At 33.7% G+C, this 19,336-nt stretch carries 20 protein-coding genes; 18 read left to right on the top strand and 2 right to left on the bottom strand.

What is annotated here, in order from left to right:
* The first annotated feature begins 151 nt into the window (after positions 1–151).
* Both V7056_RS19295 and V7056_RS19290 read left to right on the top strand, forming a co-directional pair.
* Complete coding sequence (locus V7056_RS19295) at positions 152–406, top strand: SemiSWEET transporter (protein ID WP_499704013.1); 255 nt, start codon at positions 152–154, stop codon at positions 404–406.
* Positions 407–587: 181 nt separating this feature from the next.
* The gene (locus V7056_RS19290; protein ID WP_499704012.1) at positions 588–1,037 is read left to right on the top strand and encodes a GNAT family N-acetyltransferase; all 450 of its coding nucleotides are present in this window, start codon (positions 588–590) and stop codon (positions 1,035–1,037) included.
* Between the two features lie 155 nt (positions 1,038–1,192).
* On the opposite strand, the gene V7056_RS19285 is transcribed toward V7056_RS19290, so the two are convergent.
* Positions 1,193–1,900 (bottom strand): N-acetylmuramoyl-L-alanine amidase, encoded by a 708-nt coding sequence (locus V7056_RS19285; protein ID WP_499704015.1) that lies wholly within the window; start codon positions 1,898–1,900, stop codon positions 1,193–1,195.
* Between the two features lie 940 nt (positions 1,901–2,840).
* On the opposite strand from V7056_RS19285, the gene V7056_RS19280 reads away from it, so the two are divergent.
* The 3 genes from V7056_RS19280 to V7056_RS19270 all read left to right on the top strand — a co-directional run bounded on the left by V7056_RS19280 (position 2,841) and on the right by V7056_RS19270 (position 6,635).
* The gene (locus V7056_RS19280) at positions 2,841–6,008 is read left to right on the top strand and encodes an ATP-binding cassette domain-containing protein (RefSeq protein WP_499704011.1); all 3,168 of its coding nucleotides are present in this window, start codon (positions 2,841–2,843) and stop codon (positions 6,006–6,008) included.
* 210 nt (positions 6,009–6,218) lie between these two features.
* Positions 6,219–6,383: a hypothetical protein gene (locus tag V7056_RS19275; protein ID WP_499704010.1), complete on the top strand. Its 165-nt coding sequence runs from the start codon at positions 6,219–6,221 to the stop codon at positions 6,381–6,383.
* 60 nt (positions 6,384–6,443) lie between these two features.
* Positions 6,444–6,635: a hypothetical protein gene (locus tag V7056_RS19270; protein ID WP_499704009.1), complete on the top strand. Its 192-nt coding sequence runs from the start codon at positions 6,444–6,446 to the stop codon at positions 6,633–6,635.
* 68 nt (positions 6,636–6,703) lie between these two features.
* On the opposite strand, the gene V7056_RS19265 is transcribed toward V7056_RS19270, so the two are convergent.
* Positions 6,704–7,744 carry an LLM class flavin-dependent oxidoreductase gene (locus V7056_RS19265; protein WP_499704008.1) on the bottom strand — a complete coding sequence of 347 codons (1,041 nt, stop codon included), beginning with the start codon at positions 7,742–7,744 and terminating at the stop codon, positions 6,704–6,706.
* 318 nt (positions 7,745–8,062) lie between these two features.
* On the opposite strand from V7056_RS19265, the gene V7056_RS19260 reads away from it, so the two are divergent.
* The 13 genes from V7056_RS19260 to V7056_RS19200 all read left to right on the top strand — a co-directional run bounded on the left by V7056_RS19260 (position 8,063) and on the right by V7056_RS19200 (position 19,156).
* Positions 8,063–8,266: an alpha/beta-type small acid-soluble spore protein gene (locus tag V7056_RS19260; protein WP_087998846.1), complete on the top strand. Its 204-nt coding sequence runs from the start codon at positions 8,063–8,065 to the stop codon at positions 8,264–8,266.
* Between the two features lie 380 nt (positions 8,267–8,646).
* Positions 8,647–9,096 (top strand): RrF2 family transcriptional regulator, encoded by a 450-nt coding sequence (locus V7056_RS19255; protein WP_499704006.1) that lies wholly within the window; start codon positions 8,647–8,649, stop codon positions 9,094–9,096.
* Positions 9,097–9,468: 372 nt separating this feature from the next.
* The gene (locus V7056_RS19250) at positions 9,469–9,828 is read left to right on the top strand and encodes a DoxX family protein (protein WP_499704005.1); all 360 of its coding nucleotides are present in this window, start codon (positions 9,469–9,471) and stop codon (positions 9,826–9,828) included.
* A complete protein-coding gene (locus tag V7056_RS19245; protein ID WP_499704004.1) occupies positions 9,825–10,679 on the top strand; it encodes a VOC family protein in 855 nt (284 codons plus the stop codon). Before V7056_RS19250 ends, V7056_RS19245 begins: the two co-directional genes overlap by 4 nt.
* Positions 10,680–11,137: 458 nt before the next feature.
* A complete protein-coding gene (locus V7056_RS19240) occupies positions 11,138–11,965 on the top strand; it encodes an electron transfer flavoprotein subunit beta/FixA family protein (protein WP_499704003.1) in 828 nt (275 codons plus the stop codon).
* On the top strand, positions 11,966–13,006 hold the full coding sequence (locus tag V7056_RS19235; protein ID WP_499704002.1) for an electron transfer flavoprotein subunit alpha/FixB family protein: 1,041 nt from the start codon (positions 11,966–11,968) through the stop codon (positions 13,004–13,006).
* Positions 12,990–14,285: an FAD-dependent oxidoreductase gene (locus tag V7056_RS19230; protein ID WP_499704001.1), complete on the top strand. Its 1,296-nt coding sequence runs from the start codon at positions 12,990–12,992 to the stop codon at positions 14,283–14,285. Before V7056_RS19235 ends, V7056_RS19230 begins: the two co-directional genes overlap by 17 nt.
* Entirely contained in the window at positions 14,286–14,582 is a 297-nt protein-coding gene (locus V7056_RS19225) for a 4Fe-4S dicluster domain-containing protein (protein WP_107902089.1), read from the top strand. It abuts the gene before it with no gap.
* 5 nt (positions 14,583–14,587) lie between these two features.
* Positions 14,588–14,767, top strand: coding sequence for a tudor domain-containing protein (locus V7056_RS19220; RefSeq protein ID WP_087998854.1), 180 nt, complete (start codon positions 14,588–14,590; stop codon positions 14,765–14,767).
* A gap of 493 nt (positions 14,768–15,260) precedes the next feature.
* A complete protein-coding gene (locus V7056_RS19215) occupies positions 15,261–15,938 on the top strand; it encodes a response regulator transcription factor (protein WP_499704000.1) in 678 nt (225 codons plus the stop codon).
* Positions 15,935–17,314: a sensor histidine kinase gene (locus V7056_RS19210; protein WP_499703999.1), complete on the top strand. Its 1,380-nt coding sequence runs from the start codon at positions 15,935–15,937 to the stop codon at positions 17,312–17,314. The genes V7056_RS19215 and V7056_RS19210 overlap by 4 nt, the downstream gene beginning before the upstream one ends.
* A gap of 73 nt (positions 17,315–17,387) precedes the next feature.
* On the top strand, positions 17,388–18,476 hold the full coding sequence (locus V7056_RS19205; RefSeq protein WP_499703998.1) for an ABC transporter permease: 1,089 nt from the start codon (positions 17,388–17,390) through the stop codon (positions 18,474–18,476).
* Between the two features lie 5 nt (positions 18,477–18,481).
* The gene (locus tag V7056_RS19200) at positions 18,482–19,156 is read left to right on the top strand and encodes an ABC transporter ATP-binding protein (RefSeq protein WP_499704014.1); all 675 of its coding nucleotides are present in this window, start codon (positions 18,482–18,484) and stop codon (positions 19,154–19,156) included.
* Positions 19,157–19,336 lie beyond the last annotated feature (180 nt).

Raw genomic sequence — 19,336 nt, 5'->3', positions numbered from 1 at the left:
GATAGTTGAACTAGAACATATAATATATAGATAAATAGTGTATATACAAAGTGAATGAACAATGGAACTAGCAGACCTCTATTGTGTAGGTCTCATCTTTTGGAGATTAATTGGAGGACACAAAAATATTTTATTAGGAGTGAAATAGTAAATGATTACAATCATTGGTTTCATTGCTGCGATATTAACGACTGCATCTTTTTTACCACAAGCAATCAAAACGATAAAAACAAAAGACACGTCAGGCATTTCATTATTGATGTACATTTTATTTAGTGCAGGAATTTTACTTTGGTTAGTTTACGGAATATTTATTAATGATCTTGCTGTTATTTCAGCTAATGCAGTAACATTTGTGTTTGCAATAATTATTTTATTTTATAAGTTAAAAAGTCCCCGCTCATAATATGCTTACATAGGAATTAATGTGTGCAAGTTCCAAACTAATCAAACAGTAATAGCAGTTATCTAAAGATAAGCATGAACTGAAAAATGCGAAATGAAATAGTTAGTCATTACGAAAATGAGTGAAAAGGATAATGTATCGATAGTTTTTAGTTAAAAACAAACATGAGGGAGTATGTTTAGTGACTCAACATAATATTATCGTTAAAAAGTATAATCAAAATTACGATGTACATACAGTGGAAATGTGGAGAGATAGTAAGGAACATGCTATTGGTCAAAAAGAAACTCATAGCTTTGACAACCACGTTTATTTTCTAAATCATATATTACTAGAAAGGTTTAAAGTAGATATAGCTTTAATTGATGAAAAAGTGGTAGGAATGATTGCCTATAATGAAAGGGAAGTAAGTCAATTATATATTCATATAAATTACCAAGGATTAGGGATTGGTCAATTATTACTGGATCTAGTAAAAGTGCATTCAAGTGGGAGATTAACACTAAATACATTTGAAGTAAATGAAAAAGCTCAACGCTTTTATGAAAAGAATGGCTTCAAAATAATTGGGAGAGGGAACAAAAATGAAGAAAATTTACCCGATATTCAATATGAATGGATATCTAAATAAATTGATATAGAATAATAATGAAACCGTTTAAAATTCAAATACTGTTTTAGTTAAATGTCAAAAAGAGGATTTTCATTAATCGATTATCCTCTTTTTTACTAAATGAAGTTTAAATAAAGCCAGTCAGTTAAATGACCATTTATGAAAATTTCTACTTAATGAACAGATTTCGCGATCCCGTTGACCAGACCGTTCACAATACTTTGCTGGTAGCTTTTTGTAGATAGTCGTTTGTCTTCGGTTGTATTAGACATAAAGCCCATTTCAACTAGTACTACTGGAGTTTTGGACCAATTAAAACCCGTTAAATCACTTCGAGGGAGAAGTCCGTCTCCATAGCCTTTTTTCGCTTTTGTTGTTAGAATACTTTCCGTTAATAGAGTTTTCGCAATGGATTCGCTCACTTTATTAATGCTTTTTGTAGAAGTACCAGTTGGGTACAATAGGGAAAGACCTTGTGTATTTTTGTTCGTACTTCCATCCGCATGAATGCGAATTGATAAAGCAGATTTTGCATCGTTACAAATTGTCGCACGGTCGATATTGCTTAGATTCACATCATGCTTCATCCGCGTCATAATCACCCGGTAATTCTTTTTTTCGAGTGCTTTTTGTAACTGAAGTGCCACCTCTAAATTCAACTCATATTCATATTTTTTTGTCGCAACACCGCGTGTACCAGATGATACTTTTGCTTTTTTTACTTTTGATCCAGGTGCAACTGGTTCAGTCTGAAGGTTTTGCTTTTTTTGATGACCTGCATCAATACAAATCGTTTTTTGTGGTTCCGGTTTCGTTATTGCTTTGGTCGATTGAACAAAAATTGTCCCAACCATTCCAATAACGGAAGCAAACAAGATCATTTTTTTCAAACGGTTCTCCTCCAAAGATTCCATTTTTTCTATGTATAAGACACACACTTAAGTGTAACAGAATCAAACAAACGAGGGAGAATGATTTTCTTATTGCTCAAAAGAATACCTTTGGCGAGTGTTAATTTAAACAAATTTTAATTGATACAAAATGATTTTATAGCGACATCGAATTTAAAAAGAAAGGTACCTCTTTAATACAACTAACCCATGCTAATTGAATTACGCTAGGCTGCTATGGCAGTTTATTTTTTTATTATGCTAACTAGTAGTTTCGTTAAATAGGAATTAACTGAATTTATGTGTAAAAAATGTGAATTCCCCCAAATTATTCAACCCCTTTTAAAGTGTATAATTAATAAAAAATTATTAATTAAGAAGGGGGAAGTAAATGATTTTAAAAATAGCTTATTTATTAATTGGAGTGGGTCCTCTAGTTTACTATTTAAATAAGGGGAACAATAAAAAAACAAATACAAAACCAAATCTTAAAATGAAAATTATATTAAGTTCAATTTGTTTTCTGATTATATTATTGACTATTTACGATACTTTTTCTAATTAACAAATTCGTTAGTTGAACAAGGGGGGCTTTTTTTATATAGCCCTTTTTCTGTTTAAGATAAAAGGCAGACGGAAGTTAATGTAATTAGAAACGGAGAGATTCCTTGTAAAAAAATGGCTCTCTTTTTTATTGCCCCGGTAAGTGTTTTACTGAAATGAAAATCAGACAAGTTATTTATAAATAGAACTTTACTAGATATACGTTTGCATACTCGACATTGTATAATAATCTATGAATCGACAAACTTCGTATTAACTTAGAATAAATAGTAATCATTAAACGGAAGGTGGGTTTGTAAGTAAGTCTAAAAAGTAACACAGATTGGAAAGAATAAGCATAGAGAACTAGGAATGAGAGGATGAAACTATGAAAATAAATCAATTAATTGCGAACAATATACATCAGTTGGATGCAGTACTTCCAGTCGATCAATCATTAGGGATAGCTGGTTTATCTGGATCTGGAAAAACAACGTTCTGTCAATCTATTGGGGAAGAATCAAAGAAACGACTTGTATCATTATTACCAAAGGCGGAGTATCAATATCTATTTTCAAATATAATGGAAACAAACTTCAGTGCCATCAAAATGGAAGAAATGCCGCTAGTACTTTTTCTAGGAAAATCTTCTATATCATCTAATCCTCGTTCAACAATTGGTACACATACTGGTGTATTTAAAGAAATCCGCGATTGCCTTGCTGAGAAGTTTCATCTTTCTCCAGAGGTTTTTTCATTCAATAATGAATTAGGTTGGTGCCCAGCTTGTAAGGGGCGCGGAACGACTAAAAATGTTGAATGTCCAAAATGTAATGGGAAGCGCTATAGCCAAGAAGTTGAACAATACACAATTGAATTGTTTGATAAACTACATACTATTTCCGACATTAATAACTTAAGCATTGAATCAATTCTTTCTTTATCAGTTGATTTAAATATTAGTGAAGCCAAGCAACATATTCTTAAAAACATTATTAATATGAATATTGGTTATTTAACACTGAATCGGATAATGGGTACATTATCAGGTGGAGAATTAACAAGACTTTATTTAGCTGAATTCATGGCGACAAGTGAAGACACTGTCATTATTATTGATGAAATCTCTGTTGGTCTTGATCACCAAACTCTATTAAAGATACTTGAACAAATTAAACAATTAGGCTATAAAAATCAAATTTGGCTGATTGATCATTCTGATACAGTCCTAGATGCTTCTGATGAACAATTATTCTTCGGTCCTGGTAGCGGTAAATATGGTGGGAAAATTGTTGAAGAATCACCACGTCCTAAACCAATTATTTGGGAACGTAATGAAGCAAAACCAGGTAATTATTATCAATTTCATGATCTTTACTGTCGAAATATTCAAATTGATGAAATTCAGATTCCAAAAAATAGATTGGTAACCTTTACGGGTGAATCTGGATGTGGAAAATCTACACTTGTTAACGAATGTATGGCAAAGGATTTTCTGAATAGACATCCAAAGGATAAGCTGGTGATTGTAGGACAAGATCGTAATCAATCAATTACAAGTCGATCTACAGTTGCGACTTTCTTAGATATTAAAAAGAAACTGACAAAATATAGTGAAGATATTGATGATATTTTTGAGCGTTCAATTGAAGATATTATTGAGGAATTGCCAAATGAAGACATCGCACATAAACGCTTAAGCTTATTAATTAAGCTTGGTCTTGGTTATTTAACACTAGAAAGAAAAACACAATCATTATCAACTGGTGAGTTTCAATGTGTTCATTTAGTTTCTGAGCTATTTGGTAATGCAAGAAATCCACATACGCTGTTTATATTTGATGAGCCTTCTAAAGGATTGTCTCAAAATATTTTAAACCAATTCATTGATAGTGTTAGGGTAATTCTTGAGGATGAATCTGTATCAATTATGATGATTGAACATAATGCTTATATGTTAGAAAGCTCTGATTTCATCGTTGATTTTGGTAAAAGGCAGATCGAACCAGTAAAACATCTTGATGTGCTTAGTCATGAGGAGTATTATCGTAACCTTGAAACTGTTCATAGTGATGAACCTTTGGAAATTGCTTCTACCATTCATCAAAAAAATGGGATACACTACATCCAAGATAACCATATAGATTATTTTAAAAATGCGGAAAATGTCTATAAAGGCGGTATCTTAAAAAGCTTATCATCAATGGCAAGATTGATTTATGGTGAATATGAATCAGAAAAGATCGCACCAGTAATCGCAATTGATCTTGAGCGGCATTTATATAGTCAATATAGTTTTCTTTATGAAATTGGCGGGTTAATTAACCATATCGTAAGTGCTCATCCAAAGAATAAAGATACGAAAAGCTTTGATTTCTATTACCAAGATAATCATTGTCCAAGTTGTTCTGGTCGTCGTGTGATTGAAAAATTTGATATCGATGTTGTCATTCAAGACAAAACAGTGCCATTTTGGGATGGTTTATTACATCCAGACGTAATGGAAGTTTTAAAATATTATCAATATCCTAAATTACAATTCTTATTTGATGAAATTAAGAATGAACTTGGTCATGATATTAGTAAAAGTTACAATGAAATGACTGAAGCTGAAAAACATACGTTTTTATATGGTTATTGGGAAAAGTCGTTTTATGATAAAGCAGGTAAGGCTTCTAGAACTTGGGAAGGTTTCAACTTTATCATTGGCCGTTATATGTTTATCTCTAAATCAATCATTAAAGAGCAAATGAAAGAATCAAAAGAGATGATTACTTGTCCAGTTTGTGAAGGGACGGTTTTAAAACATCATAAGAAATTAATGTTTGGTAACAGTGATATCCGAGAGATCATCAATCAACCAATTGATCAAGTGATGGAAACAGTTGGGAATTTACCTGTTCTGGAAAAATTGAAAACAATTGTTGGTGGCGATATCGTACTGACAGAGGATGTTTCTTTACTACCAAGAGAAAAACAAGTTGCGCTTAAAATGTTTGAAATTGAACAAGCAAGTTTTGTCCATTACGAAGTGGTTTTACAAAATGCTTTACCTTTCTGGGATCAAATTAAAGGTAATATTGAAACAATCAGTAGTAAAAACAAAATCACAATTTGTGATTTTGAGGGTATTTACGAAACGCGAGAAAACATCATCGATCAGTATTTTACAAATGGAAAATACAAAAAATTAACTTATGTATATGAGGCATTTGGTTACAAAAAAATTGTGACATTGATTAATAAAATTAAATCAAGTAATCCTTGTCCATTCTGTAAAGGGAAAAAGGTTATCTCAGAAGACGGTCTTCATGATGGTGTCCATAAATTATCAGTGCCGTGTGTAAGTTGTTATGCAAGTGGTATCAATGATGAAGGGCGAAAACAAATCGTCGAGGGTTTTGAAGTACAAACGTGGCTAACTGGAAAAGTTAGTGATGTAGTTGAAGAGAGCCAAATTACAGATCAAGTTGCAGATATCCCAATTTTTAATCGAATTCGTGAATTGAATAAGAGGGATATGATGGCGGTATATCAAATCCTTTTAGCAAAATAGAATATTTTTTAAAGAAAAAACTCATTTGTCTTTAAGTTGCAAATGAGTTTCTTCGCTCTTTTGGTAATGAAAAAACCTGTGCCAGAAAATAATGAATGTTTAACCTGAAAGATTTTAAGTTTCAGTTAGAAGGAAGTTATCCATTTTTATTGAAATTTAAGTATGAAGTAGTTTCATTTATTCAATTTTATTAGAGGTGGATAATATTACATGTTCGGTCCAGATAAAGAATTTAAGGGATATAGTGAAAGTGATGGCCAATTTGTCATTGTACATTTCGATCCATTTGATGCAGTATTAGGTTGTGTAGCGCTCATATTAGGCATCGGTTTATTGATTAATAGAATACGAAGAAAATATAAAAAAGATGAATAGAGTGAAATTTTATAGAGGTGATTCAAAATCAATACATTTTTAAGAGTTTTAGGAATTGTTTTGTTCGTAGTTGGTGCACAAGGGATTATTCGGGGGATTATTCTTGGTGTCCTTGATGATAAATTTGAATTCCAATTTATCCTGCCATTTATTCCGAATCAATATGCATTGATTGCAAATATCGTATTACTGCTAATTAGTTTTGTCATTTTCGCGATAACAAAGCCATTTGAGAATGAAAAGAATCAGTAAGAATCTTTTTAGTGTACATACAAGAAAAAAGAAACTCATCTCCAATAGAAGATGAGTTTTCTTTTTTATCACTTCATTTCAGCAGCTTTTTTTAGTAATTCATATGAATATAGTCGAGCAGAGTGATCGAATACAGAACCGTTGACCATTATTTCGTCGGCTTTCGTCATATTTAATACAGCTTGTAACTTATCTTTTACTGTATCAATACTTCCAATTGCTGACAGTCTCATTTGATTTTCTAGTGTTTGCTTTTCAAATGGGCTCCAAATATCATCCATATTATCAACTGGTGGTTTCAGTAATGCAGGTTTACCACCACGAACTAAGTTCAAGAAAGATTGCTGTTGAGTTGTGAATAGTCTATTTGCTTCTTCGTCCGTATCTGCAACAACTACGTTTAGTCCGATCATTGCATATGGTTCATCTAATACATTCGATGGTTTGAAATAGTTATGATAAATTTGCATTGCTTGAACTGTGTAATCAGGTGCAAAATGTGCTGCAAATGCAAATGGTAGTCCTAGTTCAGCGGCTAATTGCGCGCTAAAACCACTTGATCCTAATAACCATATTGGGACATTCAAGCCCTCGCCTGGAATTGCTTGAACATGAGCACTGCCATTTCCAAGTGACGGATCAAAATAAGTTCTTAACTCATCAAGTTGTGCAGGGAAGTCTTCTCCGCTTCGTAAGTCACGTCTTAAAGCTCTAGTTGTTAGCATATCACTTCCTGGTGCACGGCCAAGTCCTAGGTCGATACGACCAGGGTGAAGTGATTCAAGTGTACCAAATTGTTCTGCAATTACTAAAGGTGGATGATTTGGTAACATGATTCCACCTGACCCAACACGGATAGTGGAAGTCCCGCTTGCGATATGACCGATTACAACTGAAGTTGCAGAACTTGCTACTGCAGGCATATTATGGTGCTCTGCAAACCAATAACGAAGATAACCTAATTGTTCAGCATGTCTTGCTAAATCAAGACTATTTTTAAATGCAGCAGCAGGAGTGCTACCTTCAACAACTGGTGCTAAATCTAACACTGATAAAGGGATTTTGTGTAATTGTTTTGCTATTTTATCTTGAAATCTATTCGTTGCCATCTTATTCTCCTCCTTCGTACAAACTTCTCGTGTACTTTGGTATTTATTTACAAGTATATATATCTAATTTCACTTAAACTGTGTTGTGATTTTATACAGTATAAAGGAATTATAGTGAATAATCTTAGAATGTACAAGTTTTTGAACTTACATAAATTTTTATGAAATCATGCTTTTTACATTTATGAATGGCAATAAAAAGTAAATTTGGAAAAAGAAAAAAATATGTAAATATATGTATAGAATAATTTAACTGAATCATACTATCTTTAATCTGATAAAACATCAGAGCATCCAACAAACAAAGGAGTCGACAACATGGCAAACAGAAGATCATCAAATCAATATGTTTCACCAAACGCTTCATCAGCAATTGATCAAATGAAGTACGAAATAGCTTCTGAATTTGGAGTGCAATTAGGTCCGGATACAACATCTCGTGCTAATGGTTCAGTTGGTGGAGAGATTACAAAGCGTTTAGTTCAAATGGCTGAGCAAAGCTTAGGCGGATATGCTCGATAAATAAAATCAGACTGCCCACCAAACGCTCGCTTCTTCGTTGCTTCGCCTGCTTGCGGTGCTCATTACCGTTAAAGGTAACTCCGCTCCTCATTCGGCTTTGCGCCTCGAAAGGCAAACGTTTTCAATCAGTCTAAAATCAAATTTTTATTATACTTAGATGGAGATGAAAATCTCCATCTTTTTATTTTTATGCCTAATTAAAGAAAATCGTTATCTCCGAGGTGCACTTGTGAAGAGTGGATGAGCTCCCCTTCGAATATTTCGCTATGATTTTTAAACTGTAACAGATTTATTTTTAATATAAAATTTACTGAAAACGACTATTTACTTGCAAGGCAATATGAAACAAGAGATAATAATGTCACTGGTAGGTGATTAAATTGTCAAATTGTAAAAACTCAGTTACTCCGAAATGGTTCGGATTTGCGATACAAGCATTGGTATTACTAGCTACAACTGATGGTGTCACTCCAAGTAAAGCAATTGCTAAACATATTCGTTCTGGTGTTTCATTTATGAGAAGAATTATGGCTCCTTTAGTAAAAGAAAAAATTGTAGAAGCTAGAGAAGGTAGAGATGGTGGATATCTCCTTGCGAGAGCACCGGAGGATATCACTCTTAAAGAAGTATATCTCGCATTGCAAATGACTGAACCATTATCGACAGCGTTAATCGAATCAACTTCAGATTGTTCAAGTGGACGAGTAATGAATAATGTTTTTTCTGATTTCGCTATAGAGGCAGAGGATCATATGCTTAGTTTCTTATGTAGTTACACTTTAGCAGACTTTGTAAAACGAGCTAATCATAAAAGTTTAGAATCAATATAAAAATATCGTACAAATTCATGTACGGTATTTTTTTATTAAGGAGCTTGAAATGTAATGTGCTTAGAAAAATATAGTTGAGTATGCACCTATCGAAGAATAAATAGTAAACTAAATTCAAAATTGCACTTGAAACGAGAACAGTTATCAGTTATACTGTTCTTAAGTTAAGCACACTTATAGAATGACTGAACTTAAAAACTAGAATAAAATTTGTGGGTATTTATTAGTTGCAGAATAAGTGACAATGATATTTAGAATCAATGCAGGTGAGCAATTTTGGTTAAATTATGCACAAAACTGTTCTTATTTTGAGTTCAGTATACAAATGTTGTGGTTACCATTTATAAATATGTACAAAAGGGAGAGAATGAGATGAAGTGGTTAACTCGTATTTTACAAGTATTATTAGTTGTTGCGTTTTTAATGTCTGGAGCTGTTAAGTTAAGTGGTAATACCCAGATGTTACACGATTTTAAAGAAGTATATGGGTACTCTAAAAGTTTCATGTATTTAATCGGAGCATTTGAAATACTAGGTGCAATTGGCCTGATTGTAGGATTTTGGAAATCTAAAATAGCTACCCTTGCATCAGCTGGATTAGCCATTATTATGGCAGGTGCAGTCTACACTCATCTAAGTTCTGGCCAAGACTTAAATGTTGCAATAGCTCCGTTTGTTTTGTTAGTGTTAACAATAATTGTATTATTTTCTAGAAGGGGTAATGTAAAGTGAATTTCCATGTGAAGCCACAAGTTTATGCACCAACTATAGAATTAAAAGTATCTAATTTATCACGTTCAATTTCATTTTATCAAGAAGTAATTGGACTACGTATCTTAGATGAATCAGCGACTAAAGCAAGATTAACTGCTGATGGGGTTAAGCCATTAATTACGTTAGAACAGATCGAAAAAAGTGTTCCAAGAAATGATAGAAATACAGGATTATATCACCTTGCTTTACTTTTACCAACTCGAAAAGATTTAGGTATTGTGTTAAAGCATTTTATAGAAACTAGAAATCCATTACAAGGCGGTTCTGATCATTTAGTGAGTGAAGCATTATATTTAGCTGATCCTGATATGAATGGAATCGAAATATATGCAGATCGTCCACACGAAGGATGGAACTGGCAAAATGAACAGGTTGTTATGGATAGTCGTCGCCTTGATGTAGAGGGCTTACTTTCACTTGCTGGAGAAGAAACATTTACAGGTCTTCCGCAAGAAACGATTATGGGACATATTCATTTACAAGTTTCTGATTTAGCAAGCACAGAAAGATTTTACTGCGAAGGCTTAGGGTTTGATGTAGTAACTAGATACGGCAACCAAGCATTATTTGTATCAACAGGACAATATCATCACCATTTAGGCTTTAACACGTGGCATAGCGCTGGTGGTACTGCGCCACTTGAAAACAGTGTAGGATTAAAACATTATACATTGCTATATCCAAGTGAAGAAGAAAAAACGAATGCGATTAATAGATTAACAAACATCAATGCAACAATATTTGAAGAAAATGGAATTACTTACACGAAGGATCCATCAGGTAATACCATTCAAATACTAGTAGGTTAAAAAATAGATTTTACATCAAGAGACATTTGCGAGTATTGACGCGAATGTCTTTTTTTATTTGGAACTGTTCAATATATTAGCTATTCACATTTTTACTAAAAAATTGTTGTTTTTGCATACTGATATTACTTGAAAGATTGGAACGGAAGTTGGCTCGACTCCTGTGGGAGTAGCGGGACAGCTGAGATCCCACAGGTGGAAACACCGAGGAGGCTCAGCGCACGCCCCACGGAAAGCGAGCCACCTGGAGTGGAAATCTACGAATACTTTTTTTACCAAACTAGTCTAGTAGTATGAGACACTTCTGAGCAATTATCGCAAATGTTTTTTTATTTACCATAACAAAATATTAAAACTAACACTCAGTTCTATCATATTTCCTTATAAAAATTAATATAGTTGAATACATGTACATTTACTAGCTAAGGGTGAAGGGAAGATAAAGGGGAGTGAACTAGGTGTTACATATTGTAGTTTGTATTAAACAAGTACCTGACACAAAAATCATTAAAATGAATCCAAAAACCAATACAATGGACCGGGCAAGTGCGCCTGCAATTTTGAATCCATACGATGCACATGCAGTAGAAGAAGCGGTTCGATTGAAGAAAAGATATGGTGGGACAGTGTCTGTTATTACAATGGGACCTCCTCCTGCTGTAAAGGCAATTCGAAAATGTATAGAAATTGGTGCTGACGAAGGATATATGATTTCAGATAGAGCATTTGCTGGAGCAGATACGTTAGCGACAAGTTATGCATTAACGAAAGCGATTGAAAAGATAGGGGGAATTCAACCTATTGATTTGATCGTTTGTGGAAAAATGACAATCGACGGTGATACTGGACAAGTTGGGCCAGGAATTGCTCGACGACTCGATATCCCACCTTTAACTTCAGTAAAAAAAGTTCATGAGATAAATAAAGAAGATGGATATGCGATTGTTCATCGAAAAATAGAGGACGGCCATGAAGTAATAAAAACAACATTACCTTGTTTATTTGCAGTTGAAAAAGAGATAAATGAAGTCCCTTATTCTACATTGCCTAATATGATCAAAGCTGCCAAATACCAACCAACGATTTGGGCAGTTAAAGATTTAGAAGATGTGGATATCAAACAACTTGGTTTAAAAGGATCTCCGACGATTGTATCAAAAGTTTGGGCTCCACCAAAAGCAAAGGGTGGGACAATTTTTGAAGGCACATCAAATGAAAAAGTAGCAGAATTAATGAGGATTTTAAGTGATAAGAAAGAACTATTTGAAGTGAAGGGAGGGGTATAAATGGATTTCTCAGATTACAAAGGTATTTGGGTATTTATTGAGGAAAATGACAAAGTGATCGCACCAGTATCATTGGAATTATTAGGAGCAGGTAAACAATTAGCTGAAAAACGTGGCTGTGAACTGGCAGGGATTTTAATTGGTCATGATGTGAAATCGTTAGCCCCTATACTTTTTGAATATGGTGCAGATATTGTTTATGTTTATGATCAGCCGATTTTTAAAGATTATCGAACGGAATCTTTTATGAAAGCAGTATTAGAATGTAGTAACAAATACAAGCCAGAAATCTTATTATATGGTGCAACCTCAAAAGGTAAGGACTTAGCTAGTGCTGTTGCGACAGACTTACCAACTGGTTTGACAGCAGATACGACAGTCTTAGACGTTGAAGAAGATACAGGTTTATTATTAGCAAGTCGTCCGGCATTTGGTGGGAATATCATGGCGACGATATTATGTAAGAAGTATCGTCCTCAAATGGCAACTGTCCGTCCGAAAGTGATGAAAGCGTTATCTCCAAATCCTGGTGCTGAAGGAATTGTGATTGAAGAAGAAATCGATTTAAAGGAAGAAGATATTCGAACAAAAGTATTGGAAATTGTGCGAGCGACAACGAAGAAAGTACGGATTGATGAAGCTGACATCATTGTTGCAGGTGGAAAAGGCCTTGGTAGTAGAGAAGGTTTTGAAATCATTAACACTTTTGCAGAATCAATTGGTGCAGCTGTTGGTGCGAGTCGAGATGTAGTCGAAGCTGGTTGGGTGGAACACCATCATCAGGTTGGTCAAACTGGATTAACTGTTACGCCTAAAATATATTTTGCAATTGGAATCTCAGGAGCAATTCAACATATTGTTGGAATGCAAAACTCAGGTCTCATCATTGCCATTAATAAAGATCCAGAAGCACCTATTTTCCAATCGTGCCACTATGGCATTGTAGGTGATGCATTCGAAATCATTCCACTCTTAATCCAACAATTCCAAGAAAGCTTTTCTTTAAAGGAGGAAAATCACGACCATGCCGGAAAAATTTGATGTAATTGTCGTTGGAGCAGGACCAGCAGGTATCTCATGTGCATACGAGCTAGCTAAAAATGGTGTTAATGTAATCCTTATTGAAAGAGGAGAGTATCCAGGTTCTAAAAATGTAATGGGAGGCGTTCTTTACCGTAAAATGATGGAAGACGTAATCCCAGAGTTTTGGAAGGAAGCGCCAATCGAACGTGTCATAGTGGAGCAGCGTGTCATGATGTTAGATAAGCAATCTGCAACCACATTTGGTTACAAAGGGTTGGAATTTGCTGAAGAGCCATATAACAATTTTACCGTGCTTCGTTCAAAGTTTGACCAGTGGTTTGCTCAAAAAGCAGTTGAGCAAGGCGCATTACTAATCAATGAAACGGTCGTATTGGAATGTATCGTAGAAAATGGAGTTGTTGTTGGTGTCAGAACAGATCGACCAGATGGTGATTTATATGCAGATGTGGTCGTGTTGGCTGATGGCGTTAACTCTTTATTAGGAAAATCTCTAGGATTTCACAAGGAATGGAGACCAGATGAGGTTGCTTTAGCGACGATGGAAATCGTCAAGCTCGATAGCAAAATCATAGAGGACCGCTTTGGCTTAGAAGGGAATCAAGGTTGTGCAATTGAGTTGTTTGGGGATGCAACAAAAGGAATCGTGGGAACGGGCTTTATATACACGAATAAAGATACATTAAGCATTGGGGTCGGTACATTACTTTCGGGTATGATTGAACATAAAATAAAACCATATGAACTCTTAGAGTATGTCAAGAAACATCCGATGATCCGTCCATATATTCAAGGAAGTGAACCACAGGAATATTTGGCACATTTAATTCCAGAAGGTGGCTATAAGTCAATTCCGAAATTAGTCGGAAATGGTGTAGTGGTCATTGGAGACGCAGCACAATTAGTCAATGCGATTCACCGTGAAGGATCCAATATGGCGATGACTTCAGGAAGACTCGCTGCCGAAACTATTATTGAAGCAAAAGAAATTGGTCAGTATACCGAAAATGTCTTAAAATCGTATGCTAATAAATTACTAGATAGCTTTGTAGGCCAAGATTTAAAAAAATACAAAGATGCTACTCATCATTTTGATAAATTCCCTCAATATTTCGAGCAATATATCCCTCTTCTTAACAAATCAGCAAGTCAAATGTTCACTGTCGATGGTCAATCTAAATGGGAAAAACAAAAGAAAATCATGAGTGATTTGGGAGGTGTAAAATCTAAATATAAACTTGCGAAAGATGTATATAAAGCATGGAAGGTGATGAAATAAATGAGTGAGACAAAGAAAGAACATACAATTGAGGAAAAACAATATCTCGTTCGTTTTAATGCTGATACAAAATCGCACTTAACTGTACTAGACTCGGATATTTGTTTAACAAAATGTCCGGATAAGATCTGTACAATTTTCTGTCCGGCTGAAGTCTATAAATGGGAAAATATTCGAATGCATGTAGGTTATGAAGGATGTCATGAATGTGGAAGTTGTAGAATTGGATGTCCTCATCAAAATATAAAATGGGAATACCCGAAAGGTGGGCACGGTATTATCTTTAGACTGGGGTGATTGCAATGTTTGCAATTGGCAATTATGTGATGTTTAGTTTAGATGGTGCTGTCGGTACTGTTATGGAAACTAAAGACAATCAATGCTTAGTCGCTTGGGAAGACCGTGTTGTTAGCTGGGCAAATAAAGAGCTACTTAAAAAGATTAGTTGTGCAGAACTAATTCAACTTTTTACCCCTAAGTAAAGATTTCTTTTATGAAGAAACTGCCAATCGCTCCAAATAAATTTGTATGATAGTTAGAATTAAAATGATATTTTTAACTGATTAATAGACTGATCTACTAAACTTGATGAAATAACGATGGGACTGCTTCGGTAGTCCTTTTTTTATTTCATTTATAAGTTTAGTATTGTGAAATGAATTAGGAATACTCGAGGATATTTTAATTTTGTAGGAAAAATCGTAGATATAAAAACGAAAGTTTCGCATGTATTTAGAAACCCTTCTGCAAGTGGAGAAGGATTTTAGTTGTGTAAAACAACTGATTCTAATGGTACAATTTCTCTTTAGTTTTGATAAAATACCTTTGATAAACAAAAAGTATATTATTAGCTTTTTTTTCATGAATTTAACAACTATTTTAAGATTGGATGATAAGCTCAAATTGAAAGAGAACATTGCAAGTACATAAAGAATTAGATTAGTTTTATTTTTTAAAGGGAAAATGGAGGTTTCTATGATAAAAATTTTAATTGTTGATGATGATGCTCATATTCGAGAATTATTAAGACATTTTCTACAAGCTGAAGGTTATGCAATATTCGAGGCGGCAAATGGGGAGGAGGCTTCATTATTGCTTGCTAAGCAACAAGTTAATTTAGCTATTGTTGATATTATGATGCCGAATAAAGACGGATATGAGCTTTGTGAGGAAATTAGAAATGACTATGATTTTCCAGTTATTTTACTTACTGCAAAAAATCAATTAATAGATAAGGAAAAAGGGTTTAAAGTTGGAACGGATGATTATGTAACGAAGCCTTTTGAGCCGAAAGAATTATTGTTTCGAATTAAAGCATTGCTAAGACGTTTTACGATGATAAATGAAACTCAAATTAGTCTAAATGAAACGATAATTGATCGTCGAAGCTATGAAGTTTATTGTAAAGGTAAGCTATTAATGCTACCGATGAAAGAGTTTGAATTACTATCACAATTAGCAAGTTATCCAGACAGAATATTTACACGTGAGGAATTAATACATTTAATCTGGGGTGCTGATTTCGATGGTGATGATCGTACAATAAATGTTCATATTAAGAGACTAAGAGAACGTTTTTCAAATTTAACAGATGATTTCTCCATTAAAACTGTACGTGGCGTCGGTTATAAATTGGAGGTCACGAAAAAGTGAAAACATTATATGTAAGGATTGTGATGACGACGATTTTTGTCATGATTTTTAGTGGCTTAGTGTCGTTTCTAATATCGAATATTTATTATCATTACAAGCTAAAGCCCTATAATGATCAAAAGCTAACAAAAATGGCAAATGAAGTGAAAACATTTTATGAAAAGAATCCTAGTTTATCGATACAGGATTATTTAGAGAATGTAGGAGATTTAGGTTATCAAGTTTTGTTAGTAGATGAGAATGAGAAACAGACCTTTTACGGTGGTTCTTTTAGAAAGAATCAATTGGATGGGAAAACTATGGAAGCAGTATTAAATGGGAAAGTTTATCATGGTATATCTCAATATCCGACTAATTGGTTCGTGACAGGATTTTTTGATAATTCAGTTGTTAACACAATTGGCGTTCCAATACATGGAGATGATCAACATTATGCATTATTTTTTCGACCAAATGTAGAGCTTCAGTTCGGGGAGCTTAGAATTTTATTTTCGATCATCCTAAGTCTAACAATTTTATTAAGTATTGTAATGGTCTTCATTAGCACACGTTACATTGTCAAACCAATAGTAAAGCTAACAGAAGCCACAAAAATTATTGCTGAAGGTAAGTATAAGATTCGTTTACAAATTAAACGAAAAGATGAAATTGGTAAGCTAGCCAATCATTTTACAAAAATGACAAAAAAATTAGATCAAATTGAACAAATGCGCCAGGAGTTTGTTTCAAATGTTTCGCATGAATTTCAATCACCCCTGACGTCAATTCAAGGCTTTTCACAATCATTACAAGCAGATGATTTAACTGACGAACAAAGAAAATCATTTTCATCAATTATTGAAAAAGAAAGTAAACGTATGTCTTTGTTAAGTAAACAATTATTAGTATTAGCCTCATTAGATAAAGAAGAAGAAATTTTACAAAAAACGGAATTTGATGTTGCCGAACAGATCAAACAAATAATCGTAACAAATGAATGGAGCTGGCGAACGAAAGATCTAGCAATTGAAATGGAACTAGCTCCAACGAATATCGTTGCCGATAAAAATTTATTACATCAAGCTTGGACAAATTTAATAATGAATAGTATTAAGTTTAATAAAGAAGGTGGTTTGATTTCGGTAAGACTGTCTAGTGAACATGATATGGTAACGGTCGAGATAAAAGATACGGGTATTGGCATATCAGAAAATGACCTGCCTTTTATATTTAATCGATTCTATATTGCTGATAAGGCAAGAATTCGAAAAGAATCAAGCACTGGTTTGGGGCTAGCAATTACGAAACAAATTATTGAATGTCATAATGGAGATATACATGTTGAAAGTAAAATGAATGAAGGAACCTTGTTTTTAATTAAAATTCCGCAAATGTAATGAACTGTTCACCTTCTGTTCACTTTCCATTTCTATACTAAAGAGAGAAATTAGAAAAGGAGATGAATAGTTGATGTTTCTTGCTTTAAGAGAATTTAAACATGCTAAATTTCGCTTTCTACTAATCAGTTGCATTATGATCCTGATATCTTTACTTGTTCTATTTGTAACTGGGCTGGCAAAAGGATTGTCATTTGATAATGCTTCGTCAATTGAAAGTATGAAAGCAAATTATATCGTTATTCGAAAGGATTCTGATAAACGCTTAAGTCATTCCACGTTAAATAAAGAAAATTTAAATGAAGTGCAGCAATATATAAATGAAAAAAATGCAACTCCTTTAGGTATTCAAATGACTACAGTAATGAAGGATGGAGGATCAAAAAAAATTGATGCTTCATTCTTCGCAATTGATACAAATGAATTTCTCCAACCAAAGGTCATTGAAGGTAGAATGATCAGTAATGATACAAAATCTGAAGTAGTTGTGGATGCTTCACTTAAAGACGTTGGAATTCGTTTAGGAGATAAAATAATTGATCAAATTTCAGGAAAAGTGTTTCAGGTAATCGGATTTACAGAAAATCAATCGTTTAGTCATACACCAGTCGTTCATCTGAATTTTAACGAATGGTCAATGATTTTTAATGGTAAACAAGATTTTAATGCGATTGCATTAAATACAAATTCGGATCATGCAAAAAATATAGAAGAAAAAATAACTGGAATTGATGTCATTCAAAAAGATGAAGCACTAAAAGGGATTCCGGGCTACAAGGAAGAGCAAGGTTCTTTATACATGATGATTATTTTTCTATTTATCATTGGAGCCTTTGTATTGGCAGTATTTTTTTATGTGATAACGATTCAAAAAATCAACCAATTTGGTGTACTGAAAGCAATTGGTTCAAAAACAAGTTATTTAGCAAAAAATATTGTATCTCAGGTTCTTGTTTTGACGGTTGTGAGTCTATTACTTAGCAGTTTATTAACTTACGGATTATCAATAATATTACCAAATAGTATGCCATTTGTTTATAACTTACAGTTAGTAGTAGGATGTTCACTTTTATTTCTAGTTGTAGCTCTTATAGGCTCATTATTATCCTTATACCGAATTACAAAAATAGATGCTGTTGATGCAATTGGGAGGGCTAATTAATGAGTATGAAACTAGAGCTAGAGAATATTAGTAAAATTTATAAAGATGGAGAATCTTCAATCAAAGTACTAGATGAAGTATCTCTTCAAGTGAAATCAGGTGAACTTGTAGCGCTTGTAGGTCCTTCAGGGTCTGGGAAAAGTACATTTCTTTCGATTGCTGGTGCGTTACTGTCCCCTAGTAGTGGAAGATTAATTATAGATAATATAGAAATTAGTAAGCTACCTGCTTCAAAACTTACTGAATTTAGATTGAGTAAGATTGGTTTCATTTTTCAAATGTCCAACTTGTTGCCGTATTTAACAGTAAAAGATCAATTGTTATTAATTAGCGAATTAACTGGTGGTCAAACAGCAGTAGCTAATCAAAAAGCCGATGAGCTGTTAGAGCGGTTGGGATTAACACATCGAAAAATGAATTATCCTGAACATTTATCAGGCGGGGAAAAACAAAGAGTAGCCATCGCAAGAGCGTTTATGAATGATCCAGAAGTTATTTTCGCAGATGAACCAACAGCTAGTTTGGATTCTGAACGTGGCCGAACCGTTGTTGAAATGCTGGCAAATGAAGTGAAAGAACGAAATAAAGCTGCGATCATGGTTACACATGATAAACGAATGTTAGACTTATGTGATCGAGTTATATTTATCGAAAATGGGCACTTAACTGAAAGTAAATAATCAATAGTATAATTACGCTCTAAGGTTCAATTGTTCCCAAGAATAAAAATAAGCTTTTTACGTCACAATACTTTAAAGATATAGTAGCTACTTACTATATCTTTTTTATTTTGTGGCAGAAAAAATTTGGAATGCAAAATGTAATTGAAATATATAGTAATCATAAATACTTTTTTATAT

The sequence above is a fragment of the Bacillus sp. JJ664 genome (assembly GCF_036962205.1).
In the GTDB taxonomy this organism is placed as follows: Bacteria; Bacillota; Bacilli; order Bacillales; family Bacillaceae_G; genus Gottfriedia.
The sequence above is the reverse complement of the archived record's forward strand: the minus strand, read 5'-3'. Positions and strand labels throughout refer to the sequence as shown.

Bases quoted from the DNA above. Each gene is read 5' to 3' on its own strand.
- V7056_RS19295 (WP_499704013.1), top strand. From the start codon at position 152: ATGATTACAATCATTGGTTTCATTGCTGCGATATTAACGACTGCATCT.
- V7056_RS19285 (WP_499704015.1), bottom strand. From the start codon at position 1,900: ATGATCTTGTTTGCTTCCGTTATTGGAATGGTTGGGACAATTTTTGTT.
- V7056_RS19280 (WP_499704011.1), top strand. From the start codon at position 2,841: ATGAAAATAAATCAATTAATTGCGAACAATATACATCAGTTGGATGCA.
- V7056_RS19275 (WP_499704010.1), top strand. From the start codon at position 6,219: ATGTTCGGTCCAGATAAAGAATTTAAGGGATATAGTGAAAGTGATGGC.
- V7056_RS19265 (WP_499704008.1), bottom strand. From the start codon at position 7,744: ATGGCAACGAATAGATTTCAAGATAAAATAGCAAAACAATTACACAAA.
- V7056_RS19260 (WP_087998846.1), top strand. From the start codon at position 8,063: ATGGCAAACAGAAGATCATCAAATCAATATGTTTCACCAAACGCTTCA.
- V7056_RS19250 (WP_499704005.1), top strand. From the start codon at position 9,469: ATGAAGTGGTTAACTCGTATTTTACAAGTATTATTAGTTGTTGCGTTT.
- V7056_RS19235 (WP_499704002.1), top strand. From the start codon at position 11,966: ATGGATTTCTCAGATTACAAAGGTATTTGGGTATTTATTGAGGAAAAT.
- V7056_RS19230 (WP_499704001.1), top strand. From the start codon at position 12,990: ATGCCGGAAAAATTTGATGTAATTGTCGTTGGAGCAGGACCAGCAGGT.
- V7056_RS19225 (WP_107902089.1), top strand. From the start codon at position 14,286: ATGAGTGAGACAAAGAAAGAACATACAATTGAGGAAAAACAATATCTC.
- V7056_RS19220 (WP_087998854.1), top strand. From the start codon at position 14,588: ATGTTTGCAATTGGCAATTATGTGATGTTTAGTTTAGATGGTGCTGTC.
- V7056_RS19215 (WP_499704000.1), top strand. From the start codon at position 15,261: ATGATAAAAATTTTAATTGTTGATGATGATGCTCATATTCGAGAATTA.
- V7056_RS19205 (WP_499703998.1), top strand. From the start codon at position 17,388: ATGTTTCTTGCTTTAAGAGAATTTAAACATGCTAAATTTCGCTTTCTA.
- V7056_RS19200 (WP_499704014.1), top strand. From the start codon at position 18,482: ATGAAACTAGAGCTAGAGAATATTAGTAAAATTTATAAAGATGGAGAA.